A 21,124-nucleotide genomic window follows, 5' to 3' on the forward strand; every position below is an offset into this window, starting at 1 on the left:
GTCAGGCGGCGCCAGCCAGGCGGGCGGCCTCTTCCAGGTCCACCGACACCAGGCGGCTGACACCGGGTTCCCGCATGGTAACGCCACTGAGCTGGTGTGCGGCTTCCATCGTGGCCTTGTTGTGGGACACGAACAGGAACTGCACCTTCTCGCTCATCTCCTTCACCATGGTGGTGAAGCGGCCCACGTTGGCCTCGTCCAGCGGCGCGTCCACCTCGTCCAGCAGGCAGAACGGCGCGGGATTGAGCTGGAAGATGGCGAACACCAAGGCCACCGCGGTCATCGCCTTCTCGCCGCCGGACAGCAGCGAGATGTTGGACACCCGCTTGCCCGGCGGGCGCGCCATGATGGACACGCCGGTGTCCAGCAGGTCCTCGCCGGTCAGTTCCAGGTAGGCGTGGCCGCCGCCGAACAGGCGCGGATACAGCTGCTGCACGCCGGCGTTGACGCGGTCGAAGGTGTCCTTGAAGCGGCCGCGGGTCTCGCGGTCGATCTTGCGGATGGCCTCTTCCAGCGTATCCAGCGCGCTGGTGAGGTCGGCGTTCTGGGCTTCCAGATACTCGGAGCGCTGGCTGGCTTCGCCGTACTCGTGGATAGCGGCCAGGTTGACCGGCTCCAGGCGGCGCATGCGGCCATCGATCTGGGTGACGGCCTGCTCCCACTCGCGGATGTCGGCGACCTCCGGCAGCGTGTTGACCACGTCTTCCAGCACGAAGCCCCCGGCTACCACCGCCTCGGACAGCTGCTCGGCCTTCAGCGCGAGCGCCTGCTGGTCCAGCTTGCGCTGCGAGATGCGCTCGCGCTGGGCCAATGCCTGCTCGTCGCGCTGCTGGCGGGTCTGTTCGTACTGGCGCAGCTCGTTGTCGATGCCGTCCAGCAGCGCGCGCGCCTCGGCCAGCTGGCGGTCGGCGGTGACGCGGTGCTCCAGCGCGGCCTGGCGCTGGGCATCCAGTTCCTGCACCGGCGAATCGCCTTCGTTCAACTGCAGGGTGAGTTCTTCCAGGCGCGAATCCAGCTGGCCGCGCTGGCCGCCCATGCGGTCCAGGGCCTGGCTCAGCGAGACGATCTGGGCGCGCTGCGACTCCAGCGTCAGCGCCAGGGCGTGGGCGGTGTCGCGCGAGGTGCGGGCGGCTTCGCGGGCCTGGTCCCGGGCGTCGACGCGTTCGCGCCGCTCGCTCTCCAGTGCCTGGCGGGCGGATTCCAGATCGCCCATGCGGTCGACGGCGTCTTCCAGCTTGGTGCGGGCTTCGCGCGCCTGCTCGCGGCTGGCGTCCAGGGTCTCGACGAGCTGGGCGATCTCGCCGTCGATGCGTTCGATGCGGGTGCGGGTGGCGTCCACGCGGCCCTGCTGGCTCTGCAGCTGGCCGGCCAGTTCGGACACGCCGCGGTGGGCGACGTACAGCGTGCGCTGGGCGTCCTCGCGCTGCTGCTCGGCGGCCAGCAGCTGGTCGCGCAGGCTGGCCAGACGCTCTTCCAGTTCGGCTTCGCGCGCCTGCAACGTTTCGATTTCGCCGCGCAGCGACTGGATCTCGCGCTCGCGCAGCAACGCGCCCTGCTTGGCCGCGCCGGAGCGCAGCACGCGCACCCAACCACTGCCCAGCCGCTCGCCGTTGCGGGTGATGACCGAATCGCCTTCGGGCAACTGCACCTGCAGGCGACGCGCCTCGGCCAGGTCGTCGGCGACATGCAGGCGGGCCAGCAGCCGGCGGATGGCGGCCGGGCCCTGCACCTTGGCGGCGAGCGAAGTGGGCGCGAAGGCGACCTCGCCCGCCTCATCCGACACCAGCGCGATGCGGCCTTCGCCGAGTTCGCCCAATGCGTCGACCAGGGACTCGGGCGCATCGACCAGCACGCCTTCGATCAGCTGGCCCAGCGCGCCTTCCACGGCGTTCTCCCAGCCCGGCTCGACCGTGAGCTTCTCGCCCACGCGCGCCGCACTGTCCAGGCCGCGCGCCTGCAGCCAGCTCATCGCCGCGCCCTGCTCCTGGCCAAGCGCCGCGTGCTGCAGCGTCTCCAGCGAGGACAGGCGGCCGCGGGCTTCCTGCGCGCGCTTGCGCACGTCGGACAGCTCGGTCTGCGTGCCGCGCTGCTGTTCCTGCACGTCGGTGGCGCCCTGCTTGCGCGCCTCGACCTGTTCGGTCAGCGTCTCCAGCGATTCCTTCTGGGTGTCGTGCTGCAGCTGCAGCTGTTCGAACGCGCTCGCCAGCGCGTCCAGGTCCAGCCCGATGCGTTCACCGGCCAGCGCCTCGCGACGGCGCTCGGCTTCGAAGGCCTGGCGGTCGAGGTAGTCGACGCGGGTGCGCTCGACGTCACCGGCGCGCGAGGCCTCGGCGGTCTCGCGGCTATGGGTTTCCCAGCGCTGCTGCCAGTCGGCCAGCGCGGTTTCCGCCTCGCGCAGGGCGTCCTGGCGCATGAGGTCTTCCTCGCGCAGCTGCTCCAGCTGCGGCTCGGCGTCGGCCACGGAGTCGCGCAGTACGTTCAGGCGCGTCTCGTCGCCGCTGATGTGCTGGCCGAGCTCCTGCAGGGCGTTGTGGGCTTCGTCGCGCGCCTTCTTCAGGCGTTCGGCCAGTTCGCGCTGGTGCTGGATCTGCTGTTCGACGCGGGCCAGCGTGCTGCCGACCTGATAGACCTCGCCCTGCGCCTTGTTGAGGCCGTCGGCGGCTTCCTCGCGACGCACGCGGTCGGTTTCCAGCAGGCGCTCGGCCTCGCGTTGTTCGGCGATCAGCTGCTGCAGCTTGGTCTCTTCCTGGCCCAGCTTCTCGCGCAGCCCCTGCAGCTTGCCGTCGAGGCCGCGGTACTCCAGCGCCTTCCACTCGGCATCCTTCACCCGGCGCTCTTCCTGCAGGGCCTTGTACTGCTCGGCCTGCTTGGCCTGGCGCTTGAGGTGCTCGAGCTGCTTGCCGATCTCTTCGCGCAGGTCGTTGAGGCGGTCCAGGTTCTCGCGGGTATGGCGGATGCGGGTCTCGGTTTCCTTGCGGCGCTCCTTGTACTTGGAGATGCCGGCGGCCTCTTCCAGGTACACGCGCAGGTCTTCCGGGCGGGCCTCGATGATCTGGCTGATCATGCCCTGCTCGATGATCGAGTAGCTGCGCGGGCCCAGGCCGGTGCCGAGGAACAGGTCCGTGATGTCGCGACGGCGGCACTTGGTGCCGTTGAGGTAGTAGTTGCTCTGGCCGTCGCGGCTGACCTGGCGCTTGACCGAGATTTCGTTGAACGCAGCGAACTCGCCGCTGATGGCGTGGTCGCTGTTGTCGAAGATCAGTTCCACCGTCGCCTGGCTGACGGGCTTGCGCGCGGAGCTTCCGGAAAAGATCACGTCGGTCAGCGAGTCGCCGCGAAGGCGGCTGGCCGAGCTCTCGCCCATCACCCAGCGCACGGCGTCGATGATGTTCGACTTGCCGCAGCCATTCGGCCCGACCACGCCGGTCATGTTGGTCGGCAGGTGGAGCACGGTGGGGTCGACGAAGGACTTGAAACCGGACAGCTTGATGGTGGAAAGGCGCATGCGGCGGTGTCTTCCGGGCACCGCGACCGGACCGGGCCGGCGCGCTGCCGCAAGTGTGTAATGGGATCAGCTTTGATCGCCAATCTATTGATTTGTATGGCAATCCGATGCACCCAACGGCGCACCAACCGATGAGTATAGCGGCCCCCGCCACGCTGTGCCCGGGCCTCCCGACGCCGTACGCCGCCCCTGCCGCAAAGTACGGGAAACCCCCGCGCCTGTTAGCATCGCAGGCCGCTCCACCCCTCCCCCTCTCCCACAGCAACGGCCCACATTCCGTGTCTCTTTTTTCATCCGTCGAACTGGTGCCCGGCGACCCCATCCTGGGGCTGACCGAGGCTTTCAACGCCGATTCCCGTACCCAGAAGGTCAACCTGGGCGTCGGCATCTACTACGACGAACAGGGCCGCATTCCCCTGCTCGACTGCGTGCGCCAGGTGGAACAGGCGCTGGCCGCCGCCGCCAAACCGCGCGGCTACCTGCCGATCGACGGCCTGGCCGCGTACGACGCCGCGACCCGTGAGCTGGTGTTCGGCAAGGAGTCGGCCCTCGTGGCCGCCGGCCGCGTGGCCACCACCCAGACCGTCGGCGGCAGCGGTGCGCTGCGCGTCGGCGCGGACCTGCTGAAGAAGCTGCTGCCGCACGCCACCGTGGCGATCAGCAACCCCAGTTGGGAAAACCACCGCGCAGTCTTCGGTGCGGCCGGCTTCGACATCGTCGACTACACCTATTTCGACGCCGCCAGCCACGGCCTGGACTTCGCCGGCCTGCTCGCCGATCTTGGCAAGCTCACGCCCGGCACCGTCGTGCTGTTGCATGCGTGCTGCCATAACCCCACCGGCGCCGACCTGACGGTCGAGCAGTGGAAGCAGGTGGCGGGCGTGCTGAAGGAGCGCGGGCTGTTCCCCTTCATCGACATGGCCTACCAAGGCTTCGACAAGGGCATCGCCGAGGATGGCGCGGCCGTGCGGATCATCGCCGAGGCCGGCATCGACAGCTTCGTGGTCGCCAACTCGTACTCCAAGTCGTTCTCGCTGTACGGCGAACGCGTCGGCGCGCTGTCCGTGGTCGCCCCGGACGCCACCGCCGCCAAGGCGGTGCAGTCGCAGGTCAAGCGCATCATCCGCACGATCTACTCCAGCCCCTCCACGCACGGCGCCGCGTTGGTGGCCGGCGTGCTGGCCAGCCCCGAGCTGCGTGCGCTGTGGGAAATCGAACTGGGCAGCATGCGCGAGCGCATCCACGCCCTGCGCGCCGGCCTGGTCGACAAGCTGGCCAGGCTCGGCGCGCCGGAGTTCGCCTTCATCCAGCAGCAGGCGGGCATGTTCTCGTACTCCGGCCTGGGCAAGCCGCAGGTGGATCGCCTGCGCGACGAGTTCGGCATCTACGCCGTTGGCACCGGCCGCATCTGCGTGGCGGCGTTGAACCAGCAGAACCTGGACTACGTGGCACAGGCTGTCCACACCGTCAGCCGCGGCTGACGGAAGACGTCCTCGCAACGGAAAAGGGAGGCCTCGGCCTCCCTTTTTTCATGTCAGCCGCAACCCGCTGTCCGGGTCGAAGAAATGCGGCACGGCGTTCTCGACGGTCACCCGCAGCACATGGCCCGGTTCGGGTAGATGCTGCGGCGGCATGCGCGCGACCAGCGCATGGCCGGCGTAGGACAGATTGACGAACACCTCGTTGCCCACCGGCTCGATCAATTCGACCTGCGCCTCGAACGCCGGCTTGCCGATGCCCGCCGGCTGCAGGTGTTCCGGACGCAGCCCCATCGCCACCCGCCGGCCGAGCCAGGCATCGGCGACCACCGTCGAAGGCAGCGGCAGGGTTGCGCCGTCGTCGAGCACCAGGCGCAGGCCGTCTTCCTGCCGCAGCGTGCCCTGCACGATGTTCATCGCCGGGCTGCCCAGGAAGCCGGCGACGAACAGGTTCGCCGGCCGCTCGTACAGCGCCATCGGCGTATCGATCTGCTGGATCTCGCCGTCCTTCAACACCACGATGCGCTGGCCCAGCGTCATCGCCTCGACCTGGTCATGGGTCACATAGACCATCGTCGCGCCGAGCTGGCGATGCAGGCGGCCGATCTCGGTGCGCACGGAATGGCGCAGTTTGGCGTCGAGGTTGGACAACGGCTCGTCCAACAGGAACACGGAGGGCTCGCGCACCAGGGCGCGCCCCAACGCCACGCGCTGGCGTTGTCCGCCGGACATCTCACGCGGCAGCTTGCCCAGCATGTGGGTCATGCCCAGCGTCTCGGCCGCGGCATTGACGCGGCGGTCGATGTCGGCGCGCGGCACGCCCCGCAACTTCAGGCCGAACGCAAGGTTCTCCGCCACCGTCATGTGCGGGTACAGCGCATAGCTCTGGAACACCATCGCGATGTCGCGATCCTTGGGCGCCATGTCGTTGACCCGGCGACCGCCGATCAGCAGGTTGCCGTCGGTGATGTCCTCCAGGCCGGCAATCATCCGCAGCAGCGTGGACTTGCCGCAGCCGGACGGCCCCACCAGCACCATGAGCTCGCCGTCGGCGATCTCGAAACTGGCCCCGTGCACGGCCACTTGGCCGTTGTCGTACACCTTGCGCACGCGGTCGAGTTGGACACTGGCCATTACTGCTCCGGTCGGGCATCGCCCGTCTGCTGGGTTGCCGCCGCCGGGCCCCTCCCGGTCGCAGCCGCCGCCCTCGCAGGCGACGCGTTCGCTTCCCGTTCCGTGGGCGGGGAAGTTGCGCTATTCTGCCATGTAACCGTTTTCACAGCGCAAGCGGCCTCGGCGCCGATGTCCTGAAGTCCCCCCGTACGTCCAGCCGCCCATGCGTTCTCCTTCGCCCCGCACGTTCGCCCCCGCACCGGCGTATGCCGGAATCGCGCATACGTATACGCATGGCGCATACGCACGCGCCACGGCATCCCCGCGGCGCAGGTGCGCGCTATCATGCGCCGCCCACGCGACGTGGCCTCTCCACGGCAATACAGGATCGACCAGGCGAATGCAGCGGATCAGTTTCGGAAGCCACACTGCAGCGAACAGGATGTTTCCCGCATGAGCCACGCTGATCGCGTCCTCCTCGCCGACATCGGCGGCACCAATGCGCGCTTCGCGCTGGCGGATCCGAATGCCGTCGTGCCGTTGCTCGACGACAGCGTGCGCGAGTTCGTGGTGGCCGATTTTCCGTCGCTCGCCGATGCCGCGCAGCACTACCTCGACGAGACCGGCGCCACCGCGCAGAACGGTGTATTCGCCGTCGCCGGCCGCGTCGATGGCGATGAGGCCCGCATCACCAACCACCCGTGGGTCATCTCGGTGAACCGCACGCGCCAGGCGCTCGGTTTCCAGGGCCTGAAGCTGGTCAATGATTTCGCCGCGCAGGCGATGGCGGTGTCGCTGTTGACGCCGCGCGACGTGGTCGCCATCGGCGGTGCGCGCTGGGCGCCGGCACCGTTGTCGGTGCCGCGCACGTACGCCGTCATCGGTCCCGGCACCGGCCTGGGCGTGGCCGCGCTGGTGATCCGCGATGGCCGCGCGTATCCGCTGGAAACCGAAGGCGGACACGTCAGCTTCCCGCCCGGCACGCCGGAAGAAATCCGCATCCTCGAAATCCTGTCCGCGCAGTTCGGCCGCGTGTCGAACGAACGCCTGATCTGTGGCCCCGGCCTGGTCAATCTGTACCGCGCGCTCAGCGAGATCGCGGGCGAGGATCCGGGTGGTCCGCTGGAACCGAAGGACGTCACCGCGCGCGCCGCGGCCGGCGATCCGCGCTGCGTGCGCACGCTGGACGTGTTCTGCGCCGTATTCGGTGCGATCGCGGGCGACCTTGTGCTCACCACCGGCGCCTGGGACGGCGTGTTCCTCACCGGCGGACTGGTGCCCAAGCTGCTGCCTTCGCTGCAGCATTCCGGCTTCCGCCAGCGCTTCGAACACAAAGGCCGATTCTCGCCGGCGATGGGTCGCGTGCCCACGTTGGCGAACGTGCATCCGCGTCCCGGCCTGCTGGGTGCGGCGGCGTACGCGGTGGAACTGTTCGGCCCGGGACAACCCGCGCGCGCCTGAGGTTTCGCGCATTTGCGCGCTGCATCGCAGCACGATGCCGCGGCGCGCACCAAGACTGGTCTGGCTTTGGTCGCTTTCGCGCCTGCGTCAAAGGCGGTAGAAAGCAGCATGCCGTCGCCGTCTTCCTCCGTCCTGCCGCTCCGCACGTGGAGCCCCGGGTGCGGCGCGCTTCTCACGACCTTTTCCGCCACGCCATGCAGAATTCCCACGTCTGCAGCCTAGCCCTACGCCCATGAGCCTGCACCCCCGCATCCAGGAAGTCACCGAACGCATCCGCCAGCGCAGCGCCCCGTTGCGCCGCGCCTATCTGGACGGCATCGACGCCGCGCACCGCGGAGGTCCGCAGCGCGAGCGCCTGAGCTGCGGCAACCTCGCACACGCGTTCGCCGCGTGCGGTCCGACCGACAAGGGTCGCCTGCGCGCGGATGCCACGCCCAACCTCGGCATCATCAACGCCTACAACGACATGCTGTCGGCGCACCAGCCGTTCGAGCATTACCCGGAAATCATCCGCCAGGTGGCGCGCGACCTCGGTGCCACCGCGCAGGTCGCCGGCGGCGTACCGGCGATGTGCGATGGCGTGACCCAGGGCCGTCCCGGCATGGAGCTCTCGCTGTTCTCGCGCGATGTGATCGCGCAGGCCACGGCGATCTCGCTCAGCCACGACATGTTCGATTCCGCGCTGTACCTGGGCGTCTGCGACAAGATCGTCCCCGGCCTGCTGATCGGCGCGCTGGCGTTCGGCCACCTACCGGCCGTGTTCGTCCCCGCCGGTCCGATGACGCCGGGCATTCCGAACAAGGAAAAAGCCGCTGTCCGCGAACGCTATGCGGCCGGCCAGGCGACGCGCGAGGAACTGCTGGAGGCCGAAGCCGCGAGCTACCACGCCGCCGGCACCTGCACGTTCTACGGCACGGCGAATTCCAACCAGGTGCTGCTGGAAGCGATGGGCCTGCAACTGCCGGGCACCTCTTTCGTCAATCCCGACCAGCCTCTGCGCGACGTGCTGACGCGTGCGGCCGCGGACCGCGCCCTGCGCATCACGGCGCTGGGCGATGACTATCGTCCGATCGGCCGCCTCATCGACGAGCGCGCCATCGTCAACGCGATGGCCGCGCTGATGGCCACCGGTGGTTCCACCAACCACACGATCCACTGGATCGCCGTCGCGCGCTCGGCGGGCGTGGTGCTGACGTGGGACGACATGGATGTGATCGCCCAGACCGTGCCGCTGCTGGCGCGCGTGTATCCCAACGGCGAAGCCGACGTGAACCGTTTCGCTGCCGCCGGCGGTACCCAGTTCGTGTTCCGCGAACTGCTCGATGCGGGCCTCATGCACGACCTGCCGACGATCGTGCCGGGCGGCATGCGCGCGTTCTGCGACGAGCCGCGCCTGCAGGACGGTGGCCTCGCCTACGCGCCGGGCATCGCCCAGAGCGCAGATGAAGACGTGGTGCGCCCGGTGGCACGCGCGTTCGAAGCGCAGGGCGGCCTGCGCCTGCTGCGCGGCAACCTCGGCCGCTCGCTGATCAAGACCTCGGCGGTGAAGCCGGAGTACCGTTTCATCGAAGCGCCCGCCGTCGTCGTCGACGATCCGCGCGCGCTCAACAAGCTGCACGCCGCCGGCGCGCTACCGCAGGATTTCGTCGCCGTCGTCCGCTACCAGGGACCGCGCGCCAACGGCATGCCGGAACTGCATTCGCTCGCGCCCTTGCTGGGCCTGCTGCAGAACCAGGGCCGCCGTGTCGCACTGGTCACCGACGGTCGCCTGTCCGGCGCCTCCGGCAAGATTCCCGCCGCCATCCACCTGACCCCGGAAGCCGCGCGGGGTGGCCCGCTCGCGAAGCTGCGCGAAGGCGACATCCTGCGCCTGGATGCCGAGGCCGGGACATTGGAAGCGCTCGTCGACGCCGACGAGTGGGCCGCGCGCGAACTGGCGCCCAACACCACGCCGGCCGGGCTCGACCTCGGTCGCAACCTGTTCGCCGTGAACCGCGATGTCGTCACCGCCGCCGATCGCGGCGGCATGTCCATCTCCTGCGGCCTGCCGTTCCACGACGGCACCTGGGAGTACGACGCGGAATACGAACTCGGCGACACCGCGCTGGCGGCCGAAGCCCCGCACGAAGCCAAGGACGCCTGAGCGTCGTCATCCTCCACCGACTGCACACACCATGACCATCGAAGCCCGCCAGCAGAAAGCCGCCACCCTCCTCCACGCCGCCGGCATCCTGCCGGTCGTCACCGTGCACACGCTGGATGAAGCACGTCGCGTGTCGGAGGCGCTGCTCAAGGGCGGCCTGCCAGCGATCGAACTGACGCTGCGCACGCCGGTGGCGATGGAGGCGTTGGCGATGCTGAAGAAGGAACTGCCGGACATCGTGATCGGCGCCGGCACGGTGCTGACCACGGAGCAGATGAAGCAATCCATCGATGCCGGTGCCGACTTCCTGGTCACGCCCGGTACGCCGCCGGCGCTGGCCGACGCACTGGCCGCCGCCGACATTCCGGTGGTGCCCGGCGCCGCCACACCGACCGAATTGCTGGCGTTGATGGCGCGCGGTTTCCGCGTCTGCAAGCTGTTTCCCGCCACCGCCGTCGGCGGCCTGGCCATGCTCAAGGGCCTGGCCGGTCCGCTGTCGGAGTTGAAGATCTGCCCCACCGGCGGCATCACCGAAGACACCGCGGCCGACTACCTGTCGCAGCCGAACGTGGTCTGCATCGGCGGTTCGTGGATGGTGCCGAAGGGCTGGCTGGACAACGGCGAGTGGGACAAGGTCACCGCCAGTTCGGCCAAGGCCGCCGCTATCGTCAAGGGCGTGCGCGGCTGAGTCAGTCGACGGATGACAACCGGGCGGCGACACGTTTTCGTCGCCATCCGATTGCCAGCACGGCATACCAGCCAACCATCAGCAGGCCGAGCCACCATTCGAAGACGTTCTCCCAACGATCCTTCGCCGATGCGTCCGCAACGACCAGCCCCGCCACGACGTTCGCGATGCCCAGGCCCAGCATCGCGGCGGCGATCCACGACATCCACGTGATGACACGGGTCGGCAACGCATCCGTCCGCGACGCGCGACGCATCAACGCCAGCTGCGCTAGATAGCCGAAGCCGAAATAGACCACCACGCCGTAGCGGCGAAGGAAGCGGTAGGTCTCGCCCTCGATGCCGAGGAAGGTCGCGTAGACCGCGAGCGCGGTGGCCGAGACCACGCCCAACACGACCATCCCGTGGCCGCCGCGCAACCAACGGTGCGCCAGCAGCCAGACCAGCGCATGCAGCACCGCGCAAGGCATCACCATCAACCGGAAGAGATGGTTTCCCACGCCATGGCGTGCCGCCCGGCTGATCGAGACGCAGCCTTCCAGGTACGGCACGCAGGCCGGCACATGCCCCGCCTGGATCGACAGCAGATAAGCCGCATGCGCCGCGACCAGGAACAGCAGCGCGATCAGCAACGGCAGCGGCCAGAGCGGGATGCGGGCGTCATCGGCAGGCATGGCGGCGACGCGGAGGGACGGTGCCCGGCAATGTACTCCCTCCAGCGACACGACGTAGAGCCGAGCCTGCTCGGCTCGATCAGGTCGAGCATGCATCGGCATCGGAGCCGCGGAGCAAGCTCCGCTCTACCAAGCGCTCAGCGTGTGCGGATGCTGACCTTCGCCGGCAGCGTCGTGATACGCAGCTCGCCGTTCGTCCATTGCGCGGGCTTGCCGTTGATGCGGGTTTCGCCCGGCTCGCCTGCATAGGGCCACGGCAGCACCAGGCCACCGGCGGGGAGCGTCATGCCTGCCTTCACGTCCAACTGGAGTCGTCCGTCGGCGTTGCGCAGCTGGTAACCCAGCACGCCATTGGGCGTGCGCAGCCCGTCGATCGCGATGCCCTGGCCATCGAGCCACGCCGCCGGCACGCCGGCCGCCAACACCAGGCTGTCGTCGACCTCACGGGTGTACGCGAACATGTCCAGCGCCGAGCGCACGAAATCCGAGGCGACCCAGGCGTGCGGAAGATCGCCGACGAAGAACGGCTTGCGCGGCGTGCGCGACACGACCTCCGCCCACTGGTTCCAGGGCTGCGGTGCGCGATCCTTGAAGAAGAAGTCCAGCACTTCCCATGCCCGTTCGCGCCAGCCCAGCCGCACGAACGCGGCGACGTTGCGCCACTCGTACGGCGTGTAGTCCTTCCACTCGCGCTGACCGTCGCGGCGCTGCACGAATTCGCGCCAGTAGCGCTGGAAGGTGTTGTCCAGCAGATGGGCCGGCAGCTTGCCCTGCTCGCCGCCCGGCGCGAGCGCGATGGTGGTCGAAGTCGGATCGAAATCGCCGATCTCGGCCGCACCGGGGAGGTAGTCGATCTTGTTGCGCTCGGTCGCCGCACGCAGTGAGGCATAGAGGTCATCGCGGAACTGGTCGCGCGAGGCCGCCATGCGCTTCGCCTCGCCCACCTCGCCCAACGCCTCGGCCACCTCGACGGCATCCTTGTAGCCGCGCAGCGCCCAGAAGTTGTCCCAGTACGAATGCATCGGCTTGGCCGAGTAGCCTTCGTGGCTGATCGAGGCCGGCATCATCCCGTAGAACGCCGCGTTGACGGCGCGGTTGGCCTCGGTGCGCTCACTGAGGCGGAGTTCTTCCATGTAGGCGAACGCGCCCTGCACGTGCGGCCACATCGCCCGCAGGAAAGCCTTGTCGCCGGTGTAGCGGTAGTACTCGGCGATGTTGAAGATCAGCTCGCCGTGGCTGTCGTTCTCCGGCACGGGATCGCTGCCGCGATCGTCCACGCAGCACGGCACCTTGCCGTTCTTGAACTGGTACGGCGCGTACCACTCGACGTACTCCTTCACCACTTCCGGGCGCCCCAGGCGCAGCAGGCCTTCGGAAATCATGGCGCCGTCGCGGATCCAGCTGCGCGAGTACGAGCGCGTGCCGGGCTGCAGGCGCGGCCCGATCCGCGAGATCAGCATGTGCGCCAGCGCAGTGCGCAGCGTATCGGCGACAGGCTGACCTGCGGCCGGCACTTGCAGCTTCATTTCGTCCAACCTGCTGCGCCAATATGCGGACACAGCTGCCTGCTCTTCCTCCATGGTCACCGGCGGCGGGGCTGGCGGCCCGGCCGGCTTCACTCCGTCGTCGGTGAGCATCGACGTCCAGCCGATTTCCCTACTTTCTCCGGGACGCAATCTCACACGCAAGACACTTGCACCGGACGCCATTCCAGTGGAATCGACCACACTGTCACTGACTTCTCCCCCCTGCAACGGCACGCCCGCGTCATAAGGACGCGCCATGTAGGCGCGCCAGTCGACCGTATTAAGTCGCCCCACAACCTCACCAGAATCCAGGCTGCTGGCAAGCGAGGAGGTCGGCACGAAGCGTAGCTGCACAGCACGATCGCCGTTGATGGAGATACTGCTTTCACGCATCTTCAACGCGCTGATCGCGCTGAATCCACCTGGGGTATTGAGAAATTGTGCTGGCGGGTTTACCTGCCAAGGCCGGATCGCCAGGACAATCGCATAGTCGCGCTCCTGGCCAGACGTGTTGGTGAGTACGTACCGCGCCAGCAAGCGCGAACGCTCGACTTTCCCCTCAACGAAAGCCGTCGTCTTCAGAGAAAATTGAGGATGGGTCCAGGTTACCGATGGAATCGGCAGGTAGTCATCCTGCAATGATTGCTTGGCGTTGACGTCAGCCCATGAGATCAACTCCCCATCGCTGACCACAAAGGGTTCGATACTGGCGCCCCCTTTGTACAACTCGATGGCGCCGTCCTCGCCGATCAGGCCCTGTTCTCGTCCGCCATCCAGGCCGACGATGGTCCAGTACGGCTGCTCGCCACTGAATCCGCGCGGGAACCAGCCCTTCGGCGCGTCGGCGGCCATCGCCTTGATCAGATCGTTGGGATGCGCGGCGAAGGCCAGCGGCCTGACCTCCAGCCCGGCGAGCGCGAACGACGTGCCCGGACCATCACCAACGGACAGGCGGATGTAGCGCGCTTCGGATTCCGGCAGCGCCAGGTAGTCGCGTTCGCCATTGCCGTCCACCACCGTGCGGACATCGCGCCAGCGCGCGCCATCGTCCGAGACCTGCACGAGATAGTCGGACGCGTGTTGGCCCGCCTTCCAGTCGAGCACCAAACCACCGAACTCACGCACCTTGCCCAAGTCCAGCGTCAGCTGCGGATCCTTGTCGCCATGCAGGTCCGCGGACCAGGCGGTATCGGATTTCCCGTCCACTGCCATTGCAGCCGGACCGGCGGGGAACGCGACATTGGCGCTCGCCCTGCCCGTCAGCGGCGCGCCGTCATCGACGGGCAGCGGCTGGAACGTCAGCTGGTCGAAGCAGACCGAGCCCTTGCCGCCGACGTTGTTGTAGATCGTGTATTCCAGCCTGACGCTCTTGCGCAGCACGCGGTCCGGATCCGGGCCCCAGGCCTTGTCGATGTGGCGCGTCTTGTAGCGCACCGGCGTCCAGTCGCTCGGGAAATCGTACTTCGGCCGGTTGACCCACCATACGTTGTCGCCGCTGGCGTCGATGACCTTGAACTGAAGGTCATTGCGCGGCGAATCGCCACGGAGCTGGAAACCGAACTGGTAGTTCTGCGGATACTCGAGCACCAGATCGCGCTGGATGCCCGCATGACCCGACACGCCGTTGAAGTCGTAGTCCAGGCACATCGCCTTGCCATCCACGCCCTCGACCGGGCGCAGGGCGCCGCTGACCTGATTGGACGTGACCACGCGCCACGTGGACGCGTCATCGAACGCATCCAGCACGCGCACGGGATTGGCGGCGTGGGCACCGGCGCAGACCGCCGGAAGCAATACCCACCCGGCCGTCAGGCGGGCGAAAGTCGACACCATGTTGTCATCTCCGTCAGACACGGGCGGCAGGCGTGGCGGGCTCAGCCCTTCACGCTGCCCAGCAGCAAGCCCTGGATGTAGTAGCGCTGCAGCACGAGGAACAGCAGCAGCACCGGCAGGATGGTGACGACCGAGCCGGCCATCATCAGTTCGTAGTCCATCACGTGCTCGCGCGACAACGCCGCCAGCGCCACGGGAAGGGTCTGCAGCGCGTCGTCGCTCAGCACGATCAGCGGCCACATGAAATCATTCCAGGCGCCGAGGAAGCTGAAGATCGCCAGCGTCACCAGGATGGGCTTGAGGCCCGGCAGCACGATCTGGAAGAAGATGCGCGCCTCGCTGGCGCCGTCGATGCGGGCGGCCTCGAGGAGTTCATCGGGGATCGAGCGCGCGTACTGTCGCACGAGGAAGATGCCGAAGATCGCCGCCATGCCCGGCACGATGGCGCCGGCATAGGTGTTCACCAGCCCCATCTGCTTGAGCAGCAGGAACAGCGGCATCATCGCGACCTGTGCCGGGATCACCAGCGCGGCGAGCAGCGCGCGAAAGGTACTGTCGCGGCCCCTGAAGCGCAGCTTGGCGAACGCGTAGCCGGCCATGGTGTTGAACAGCAGCGAGAGCAGCATGACGCTGGTCGAGACGATGAAGCTGTTCACCAGATAGCGGCCCATGCCGGCGCGCACGAACAGGTCGCGGTAGTTGTCCAGCGTGGGCGCGGACGGCAGCAGCGGCGGTGGGAAATGGCCGGCTTCGCCGGTCTGCATGAAGGACACCGACAGCATCCACAGCAGCGGCCCGAGGCTGACGACCGCCAGGGCCACCAGCAGACCGTTCACGGCGATCGCGGCGAGACGGTTGTTCATTCCACGCCCCGCTTGCGGGCGAACCACAGCAGGCCGCTGGTGACGACCGTCATCAGGATGAAGAGCAGGAACGCCACCGCCGATGCGTTGCCCAGGTTCCACCACTTGAAGCCTTCTTCGTACATCAGGTACAGCACACTCTTGGTGCTCTCCAGCGGACCACCCTGGGTCATCACGTAGGGTTCGGCGAACAACTGGAAGTAGCCGGCCATGGTCAGGATGCCGACCAGCAACAGCACCGGACCGAGTTGCGGCAGGGTGACGTGGCGGAACTGGGCCCAGCGCGAGGCGCCATCGATGCGCGCGGCTTCGTAGAGATCCTCGGGGATGCTCTGCAGGCCGGCCAGGAAGATGATCATGTTGTAGCCGAAGTTCTTCCACACGGCGAACAGGATGATGGTCGGCATCGCCCAGGTCGGGTCGCCCAGCCAGTCCACCGCGTCCACGCCCACCCACGAAAGGCCCCAGTTCACCAGGCCGTACTTGGTGTGGAAGAGATAGCGCCAGATCACCGCCACCGCGACCACCGTGGTGACCACGGGTGCGAAGAACGCGGTGCGGAAGAAGCCCTTGAAACGCCCCAGCTTGGAATGCAGCAGCAGTGCGGCGCCCAGCGACACCGCCACCGAAAGCGGCACGCCCACGACGACGAAATAGACGGTATTGCCCAGCGACTTCCAGAACAGCGGGTTCTGCAGCAGACCGAGGTAGTTGTCGAGGCCGACGAAGCGCAGGTTGCCGATGTCGGCCAGCGCGTAGATATCGAAATCGGTGAGGCTCAGCACGAACGCGGCCAGTACCGGCAACCCGAAGAACACGACGATGACGGTCAGGGCCGGCGCGGCGAACAGCCACCCCGCGAGCGCGTGCGAGGACCTCATGGCGCGGCCCCCGCCTTGGCGTGGTCCAGCATCCAGCGACGCTTCTCAAGGATGCGGTCGGCGCGGCGATCCAGTTCTTCGACCGCCTGATCCACCGTCATGCGCCCGTTCGCGACCTGCTCGCCGACGAGCCGCATCTCCGTGGCGATACGCTCCCATTCCGGCACCTTCGGCGTCGACACGGCACGCTCCAGTTGCTCGCGATAAGCCTTGGCGTACGGATCCTCGGCCAGCGCCGGCGTCAGCCACGGGGAACGGCGCGGCGGCAGGTCGCCCGTCAGGGCATGGAATTCGGTCTGCACCTGCGGCGACGACAGCCAGGCGATGAGCTTCCAGGCCGCGTCCTTGTTCGGCGAGTTCTTGAACACCACGAAACTGGTGCCGTTGGCCAGCGACGCGCCGGGGCCGTTCGGTCCGGGCAGCGGCATCGTCATCCAGTCGTCCTGCTGCGCGGCCGGCAGCCGCTCCTTGAACTTGGCGATGTTCCAGGGACCGGAGATGTAGAACGAATAGAAGCCCTTACCGAACTCGTCCCACACGTTCGAGATCTGGTTGTTGGTCACCACCGGAGCCCAACCCTGGTCGAACATCTCCTTGTAGAAACCCAGCGAGTGGCGAAAGCCTTCGCTGCGAAAGTTGCCGTAGCGTCCGCCGTCGCGCAGCAACGGCTCGGGCTGCTGGATGGCCAGGCTCAACAAGGGCTCGAACTCGTTGAGCGGCAGCAGGATCGAGTAGTTGCCCTCGCCCGCCACCTGCTTGACCTTGCGCAGCGCGATGCGCCACTCGGCCCAGCTGGTGGGCAGCGCTTTCACGCCGGCCTTCGCGAGCACGTCGCGGCGGTAGAACGGCAGGCGCGTCTCGACATACCACGGCACCGCGTAGGCGCGGCCGTCGATCACGCCGGTATCCCAGACGCCGGGAAAGAAATCGGCCTGGTCGAAACCCGCCGTCGCCCCGATCTCGTCGTCGAGAGGATCCAGTGCGCCGAGTGCGGCGAACTCCGGGATCCACGTGTTGCCGATCGGGCAGACGTCGGGCAGCGAATCGCCCGCGAAGGCCGTCAGCAGTTTCTCGTGTGCCGACAGCCACGGCACGATCTGCAGGTCGACATGGATGTCCGGATGCTGACGTTCGAATTCGGGCAGCAGCTTCGCCACCACCTCGCCTTCATACCCCATCACCCAGAAACGCACCGTCGTGCGCGTGTCTTCGGTGCGCGCGCAGCCTGCCAACCCTACGGCAAGGCCGACGATCACGAGCAGTGAACAGCAGCGCATCAAGGCCCGCCTTCCAGCGAAGGAGGCCCTGATGCGTGCTGGAGAGAACGACGCTGGCACGCGCTCGACCATGCGTGCAGCTTACTCCGGCTGCTGCGGACGCGCCGCCTCGGGCTGTGCCGCCTGGTTGGCGCGCGATTCCGCCGTGCCCAGCGCACGCGCTGCGGCGGCATCGAGATCCGGCGGCGCGGTGGGTGCGATCGCCGCGGATTGGGCCGCCTGCTCGGTCTTCGCATCCAGCCAGCCGCCTTCGAACCCCGCCTTCTTCAGGCCATCGCGGATGTAGGGGTTCTTCTTCATCACGTTCCAGACGAACTCGCTGCGGTAGTTCGTGATCATCGCCAGGATCGGGCCCTGGTCGATGCCGATGTAGTCGCTGGCCACCCAGCCCTTGCCCGGCACGATGCGACCGGTCTTCAACGGGATGTCGTAGTCGAAGCTCGGGTTGAACGAATCGAGGAAACCGTAGCTCGAGTAGAGATAGTCGCCATAGCGGCGGTGCATCTCCTCGGTGGCCGGGATCACGATCTCGGGCGCGAACGGCAGCGAGGCGATCGCCGCGGTCGGCGCGATGGTGCCGTCGTCGAAGTTCTCGCGGAAGCCGGCGCCGCGTGCGGAGTAGTGGCGGAACTGGCGCTGCTCGCCTCGGTACTCCTGCAAGGTCTGCTGCGGGCCATCGGACGCGGTCAGGCCCCAGACGTTCTCGCCGTAGTCCTTCCACTTCATCGGGTTTTCGGTGGCGTAGGCGCGCTGCGCATACGTCGCACGACGACTGTTCTCGAAGTAGTCCATGCCGCGTTCGCGCATGTACGCGTCCTGGATGCCGCGGAAGTCGATCCAGACGTGGCTGTACTGATGGCCGAAGTGCGGTGCGAAGGTCAGGTACTCCTGGCCCTGGAACACGCCCCAGAGCTCGCCGTAACTGCGCGTCCACACTTCCCACGCGTCCTGGCCCACCGGATGCGTCGGCGAGGCCATCGCCAGCACGTAGACCATCATGGCTTCGTTGTAGCCTTTCCAGTCGTGCGGGATGGTGCCGCTCTCGGGGAACCAGCCCATCGAGATCAGCGGCTTGTTGTTCTGCAGGAAGGTCCAGTCCACGCGCTTGTACAGCGTGTCGGCGATCTCGCGGATCTCCTTCTCGCGCGCATCGTCGCGGTCGTAATAGGACTGCGCGAACAGCACGCCCATCATCAGCAACGAGGTATCCACGCTGGAGAGTTCCACCCAGCTGTTGAAGCGCTGGCCGGTGTCCATGTCGAGGAAGTGGTAGTAGAACCCCTTGTAGCCGCCCCGCCCTTCCTTCTGCGCGCCCTGCGGCACGTCACGCAGGAACTTCAGCGTGGTCAGCGTGCGATCCACCGCCTGCGTGCGGCTGACCCAGCCGTTCTCGATGCCGATCGGATACGCCGTCAGCGCATAGCCGACCGACGCGATGCTGGCGAACGGGCGCGACGGATAGCGGTCGGGCGTCAGTCCGTTCACTTCGTTGGTCGTGTCCCAGAAGAACTGGAACGTGCGGCGCTCGACGTCGCGGAACAGCGGCGGCAGCTCCGGCTTGGCCGGCGGCTCGGGCTTGGCGGCGACGACAGGTGCCGCCGGCTTCGCCTCGGGCTTCGGTGTGGGCTCCGGCGCCTTCTGGCAGGCGGCGATCGCCACGATGAAGAGGAGCGCCGTGATGCTGCGGGTCAGTCGAAAGCGGGCTTTGTTCGTGGTCATCATGCTGGGCTGTAAACGTTTACATGCGAAGGCGGAGCACTGCGCGCCGAAGCGGCGACAGGTTCCACCGGCGATTCAAAGGAAAAGGGGTATTCCGTTGCCTGGCAGGCAAGGCGCGGAGAAGGCACGGGCTCCCGTCACCGGATGCACCGGTGCGTTTCGCTTCTGCGCCGCTGCATTTGCATGCGGCGCGCGTCGGATAAGCCTCTCGTGCGTCACGTCCGCCCTCCACGGATGACATCTCACCACTGAAATGTAACCGTTTTCATCACCCATGGCAAAACCGGCCAGATGGGAGCGACCCGACCCGCAAGCGCTTGTTTCCCCAGAGGAAATCCGGGACGGGTCATGCTGCATCGCAACGTCGGCATGGGCCGTGCAAGGCTCAGCCCACCGCAGGTGCGCGGCAGTGCCTTTCGATGAACGCCTGGTGCTTGGGCATCGCCTGCACGCAGCGCTCGATCGTCTGCCGGACGTTGGCCACGAAGGCCTCGACTTCGGCTTCCGACAGGCGATCCACAAGCGGCGAGTACGCCTTCGGCACGATGCGCTGGCCCAGCATCACCTGGATCCAGCTCTGCAGCGCGAAGAACTCCTCGCCGTCGCGATAGAAGCGCCCGCTGTTGCGGAACAGGTCGATGTTGGCCCGCAGCGTGTCGGGGATGGCCATCTCCCGGCACTTGCGCCAGAACGGCTCGTCGCGCTCCACGGCCTTGTAATGCAGGATCAGGAAGTCGCGGATGTGGTCGTATTCGAAATGCGTGCGCTCGTTGTAACGCGCCACCAGGCCGGGATCGATGCCCTGCCTCGGGAACATGTCCAGCAAGCGGAGGATCGCGGTCTGGATCAGCAGCAGGCTCGTCGACTCCAGCGGCTCCATGAAGCCGCTCGCCAGGCCGACCGCCACCACGTTGCGGTTCCAGAACTGCTTCCGCTTGCCGGTCACGAAACGCAAGGGCCGCGGCTCGGCCTGCGCCTCGCCATCCAGGTTGGCCAGCAAGGTGCCGGCCGCTTCGTCGTCGCTCAGGAAACGGCTGCAGTACACCAACCCGTTTCCGGTACGGTGCTGCAACGGAATCCGCCACTGCCAGCCCGCCGTACGCGCGGTGGAACGCGTGTACGGCGTCGGATCTCCCACGCGTGCGCACGGCACGGCCACCGCGCGGTCGCAGGGGAGCCAGTGGCTCCAATCCTCGTAACCCGTCTTCAGCGCCTGCTCGATCAGCAGGCCGCGGAAACCGGAGCAATCGATGAAGAGGTCGCCCTCGACCTTGCGTCCATCGGCCATGACCACGGCGGAGACGAAGCCCTCCTCGGGACGAAGTTCCACGTCGACGACCTTGCCTTCGATCCGCTCGACGCCCTGCCCCTCCGCGAATCCGCGCAGGTAGCGCGCATAGAGCGTCGCATCGAAGTGGTAGGCATAGGCCACGGAGGCCAACGGCGATGTCGGCGGAACGTCGCTCGCACCCGGAAGGAATCGGTCCTCGCGCGACGCGACCGTCTGCAATTGGTAGGCGCCGATGTCACCGACGTCCTTGCCCGCCAGCCGCAGCCGCAGCCAGTAGTGATGGAAGGCTGCGGGGCCGGGATCGTGACCGACCGTGCCGAACCCATGCATGTAGCGGTCGCCGATGCGCGCCCAGTCGCGGAACTCGATGCCGAGCTTGAACGTGCCCTGCGTGGCGCGGACGAACTCGGCTTCTTCCAGCCCCAGTGCCTGCGCGTTGAACGTGCGGATGTGCGGCACCGTCGCCTCGCCGACGCCGATGATGCCGATCTCGTCGGACTCCACCAGCCGGACCTTGCAGGTGCGATCCAGATGCCTGACCAGCGCCGCCGCGGCCATCCAGCCCGCCGAACCGCCGCCCACGACGACGACCTCGCGAATCGAATTCCCGTCCATCTCCCCTCCCCCATATGACGGGACCCGCTTGCGCGGGTCCCGAACATGGCCGATACCG

13 protein-coding genes are annotated in these 21,124 nt (G+C 67.4%); 4 read left to right on the forward strand and 9 right to left on the reverse strand.

Features of this window, described 5'->3' with window-relative positions; genetic code table 11:
- Position 1: 1 nt before the first annotated feature.
- Positions 2-3,505 carry a chromosome segregation protein SMC gene (gene smc, locus BLT45_RS16595; protein WP_093303186.1) on the reverse strand — a complete coding sequence of 1,168 codons (3,504 nt, stop codon included), beginning with the start codon at positions 3,503-3,505 and terminating at the stop codon, positions 2-4.
- A gap of 278 nt (positions 3,506-3,783) precedes the next feature.
- On the opposite strand from smc, the gene BLT45_RS16600 reads away from it, so the two are divergent.
- Complete coding sequence (locus BLT45_RS16600; protein WP_093303190.1) at positions 3,784-4,986, forward strand: amino acid aminotransferase; 1,203 nt, start codon at positions 3,784-3,786, stop codon at positions 4,984-4,986.
- Positions 4,987-5,034: 48 nt separating this feature from the next.
- On the opposite strand, the gene ugpC is transcribed toward BLT45_RS16600, so the two are convergent.
- Positions 5,035-6,117 (reverse strand): ABC transporter ATP-binding protein, encoded by a 1,083-nt coding sequence (ugpC, locus tag BLT45_RS16605; protein ID WP_093303194.1) that lies wholly within the window; start codon positions 6,115-6,117, stop codon positions 5,035-5,037.
- A gap of 432 nt (positions 6,118-6,549) precedes the next feature.
- On the opposite strand from ugpC, the gene glk reads away from it, so the two are divergent.
- The 3 genes from glk (at position 6,550) to BLT45_RS16620 (ending at position 10,388) form a co-directional block, all read left to right on the forward strand.
- The gene (gene glk, locus BLT45_RS16610; protein ID WP_093303197.1) at positions 6,550-7,557 is read left to right on the forward strand and encodes a glucokinase; all 1,008 of its coding nucleotides are present in this window, start codon (positions 6,550-6,552) and stop codon (positions 7,555-7,557) included.
- Positions 7,558-7,789: 232 nt separating this feature from the next.
- Positions 7,790-9,700, forward strand: coding sequence for a phosphogluconate dehydratase (edd, locus tag BLT45_RS16615; protein WP_093303201.1), 1,911 nt, complete (start codon positions 7,790-7,792; stop codon positions 9,698-9,700).
- 31 nt (positions 9,701-9,731) lie between these two features.
- Positions 9,732-10,388, forward strand: a complete 657-nt coding sequence (locus tag BLT45_RS16620; protein ID WP_093303205.1) for a bifunctional 4-hydroxy-2-oxoglutarate aldolase/2-dehydro-3-deoxy-phosphogluconate aldolase — start codon at positions 9,732-9,734, stop codon at positions 10,386-10,388.
- Position 10,389: 1 nt separating this feature from the next.
- Here the strand turns inward: BLT45_RS16620 and BLT45_RS16625 are convergent, their stop codons facing one another.
- The 7 genes from BLT45_RS16625 to BLT45_RS16655 all read right to left on the reverse strand — a co-directional run bounded on the left by BLT45_RS16625 (position 10,390) and on the right by BLT45_RS16655 (position 21,066).
- On the reverse strand, positions 10,390-11,061 hold the full coding sequence (locus tag BLT45_RS16625; protein ID WP_093303210.1) for a hypothetical protein: 672 nt from the start codon (positions 11,059-11,061) through the stop codon (positions 10,390-10,392).
- A 137-nt stretch (positions 11,062-11,198) separates the two neighbouring features.
- Positions 11,199-14,420 carry a discoidin domain-containing protein gene (locus tag BLT45_RS16630; RefSeq protein ID WP_093303214.1) on the reverse strand — a complete coding sequence of 1,074 codons (3,222 nt, stop codon included), beginning with the start codon at positions 14,418-14,420 and terminating at the stop codon, positions 11,199-11,201.
- A gap of 41 nt (positions 14,421-14,461) precedes the next feature.
- Positions 14,462-15,283, reverse strand: coding sequence for a carbohydrate ABC transporter permease (locus BLT45_RS16635; protein ID WP_093303219.1), 822 nt, complete (start codon positions 15,281-15,283; stop codon positions 14,462-14,464).
- A complete protein-coding gene (locus BLT45_RS16640) occupies positions 15,280-16,164 on the reverse strand; it encodes a carbohydrate ABC transporter permease (RefSeq protein WP_093303223.1) in 885 nt (294 codons plus the stop codon). Before BLT45_RS16640 ends, BLT45_RS16635 begins: the two co-directional genes overlap by 4 nt.
- Entirely contained in the window at positions 16,161-17,441 is a 1,281-nt protein-coding gene (locus tag BLT45_RS16645) for a sugar ABC transporter substrate-binding protein (protein WP_093303229.1), read from the reverse strand. The genes BLT45_RS16640 and BLT45_RS16645 overlap by 4 nt, the downstream gene beginning before the upstream one ends.
- An 81-nt stretch (positions 17,442-17,522) precedes the next feature.
- A complete protein-coding gene (locus BLT45_RS16650; RefSeq protein ID WP_093303515.1) occupies positions 17,523-19,160 on the reverse strand; it encodes a glucoamylase family protein in 1,638 nt (545 codons plus the stop codon).
- 385 nt (positions 19,161-19,545) lie between these two features.
- Positions 19,546-21,066 (reverse strand): tryptophan halogenase family protein, encoded by a 1,521-nt coding sequence (locus BLT45_RS16655; RefSeq protein WP_093303234.1) that lies wholly within the window; start codon positions 21,064-21,066, stop codon positions 19,546-19,548.
- Between the last annotated feature and the right edge of the window lie 58 nt (positions 21,067-21,124).

The organism is Pseudoxanthomonas sp. CF385 (assembly GCF_900104255.1).
Taxonomy (GTDB): Bacteria; Pseudomonadota; Gammaproteobacteria; order Xanthomonadales; family Xanthomonadaceae; genus Pseudoxanthomonas_A.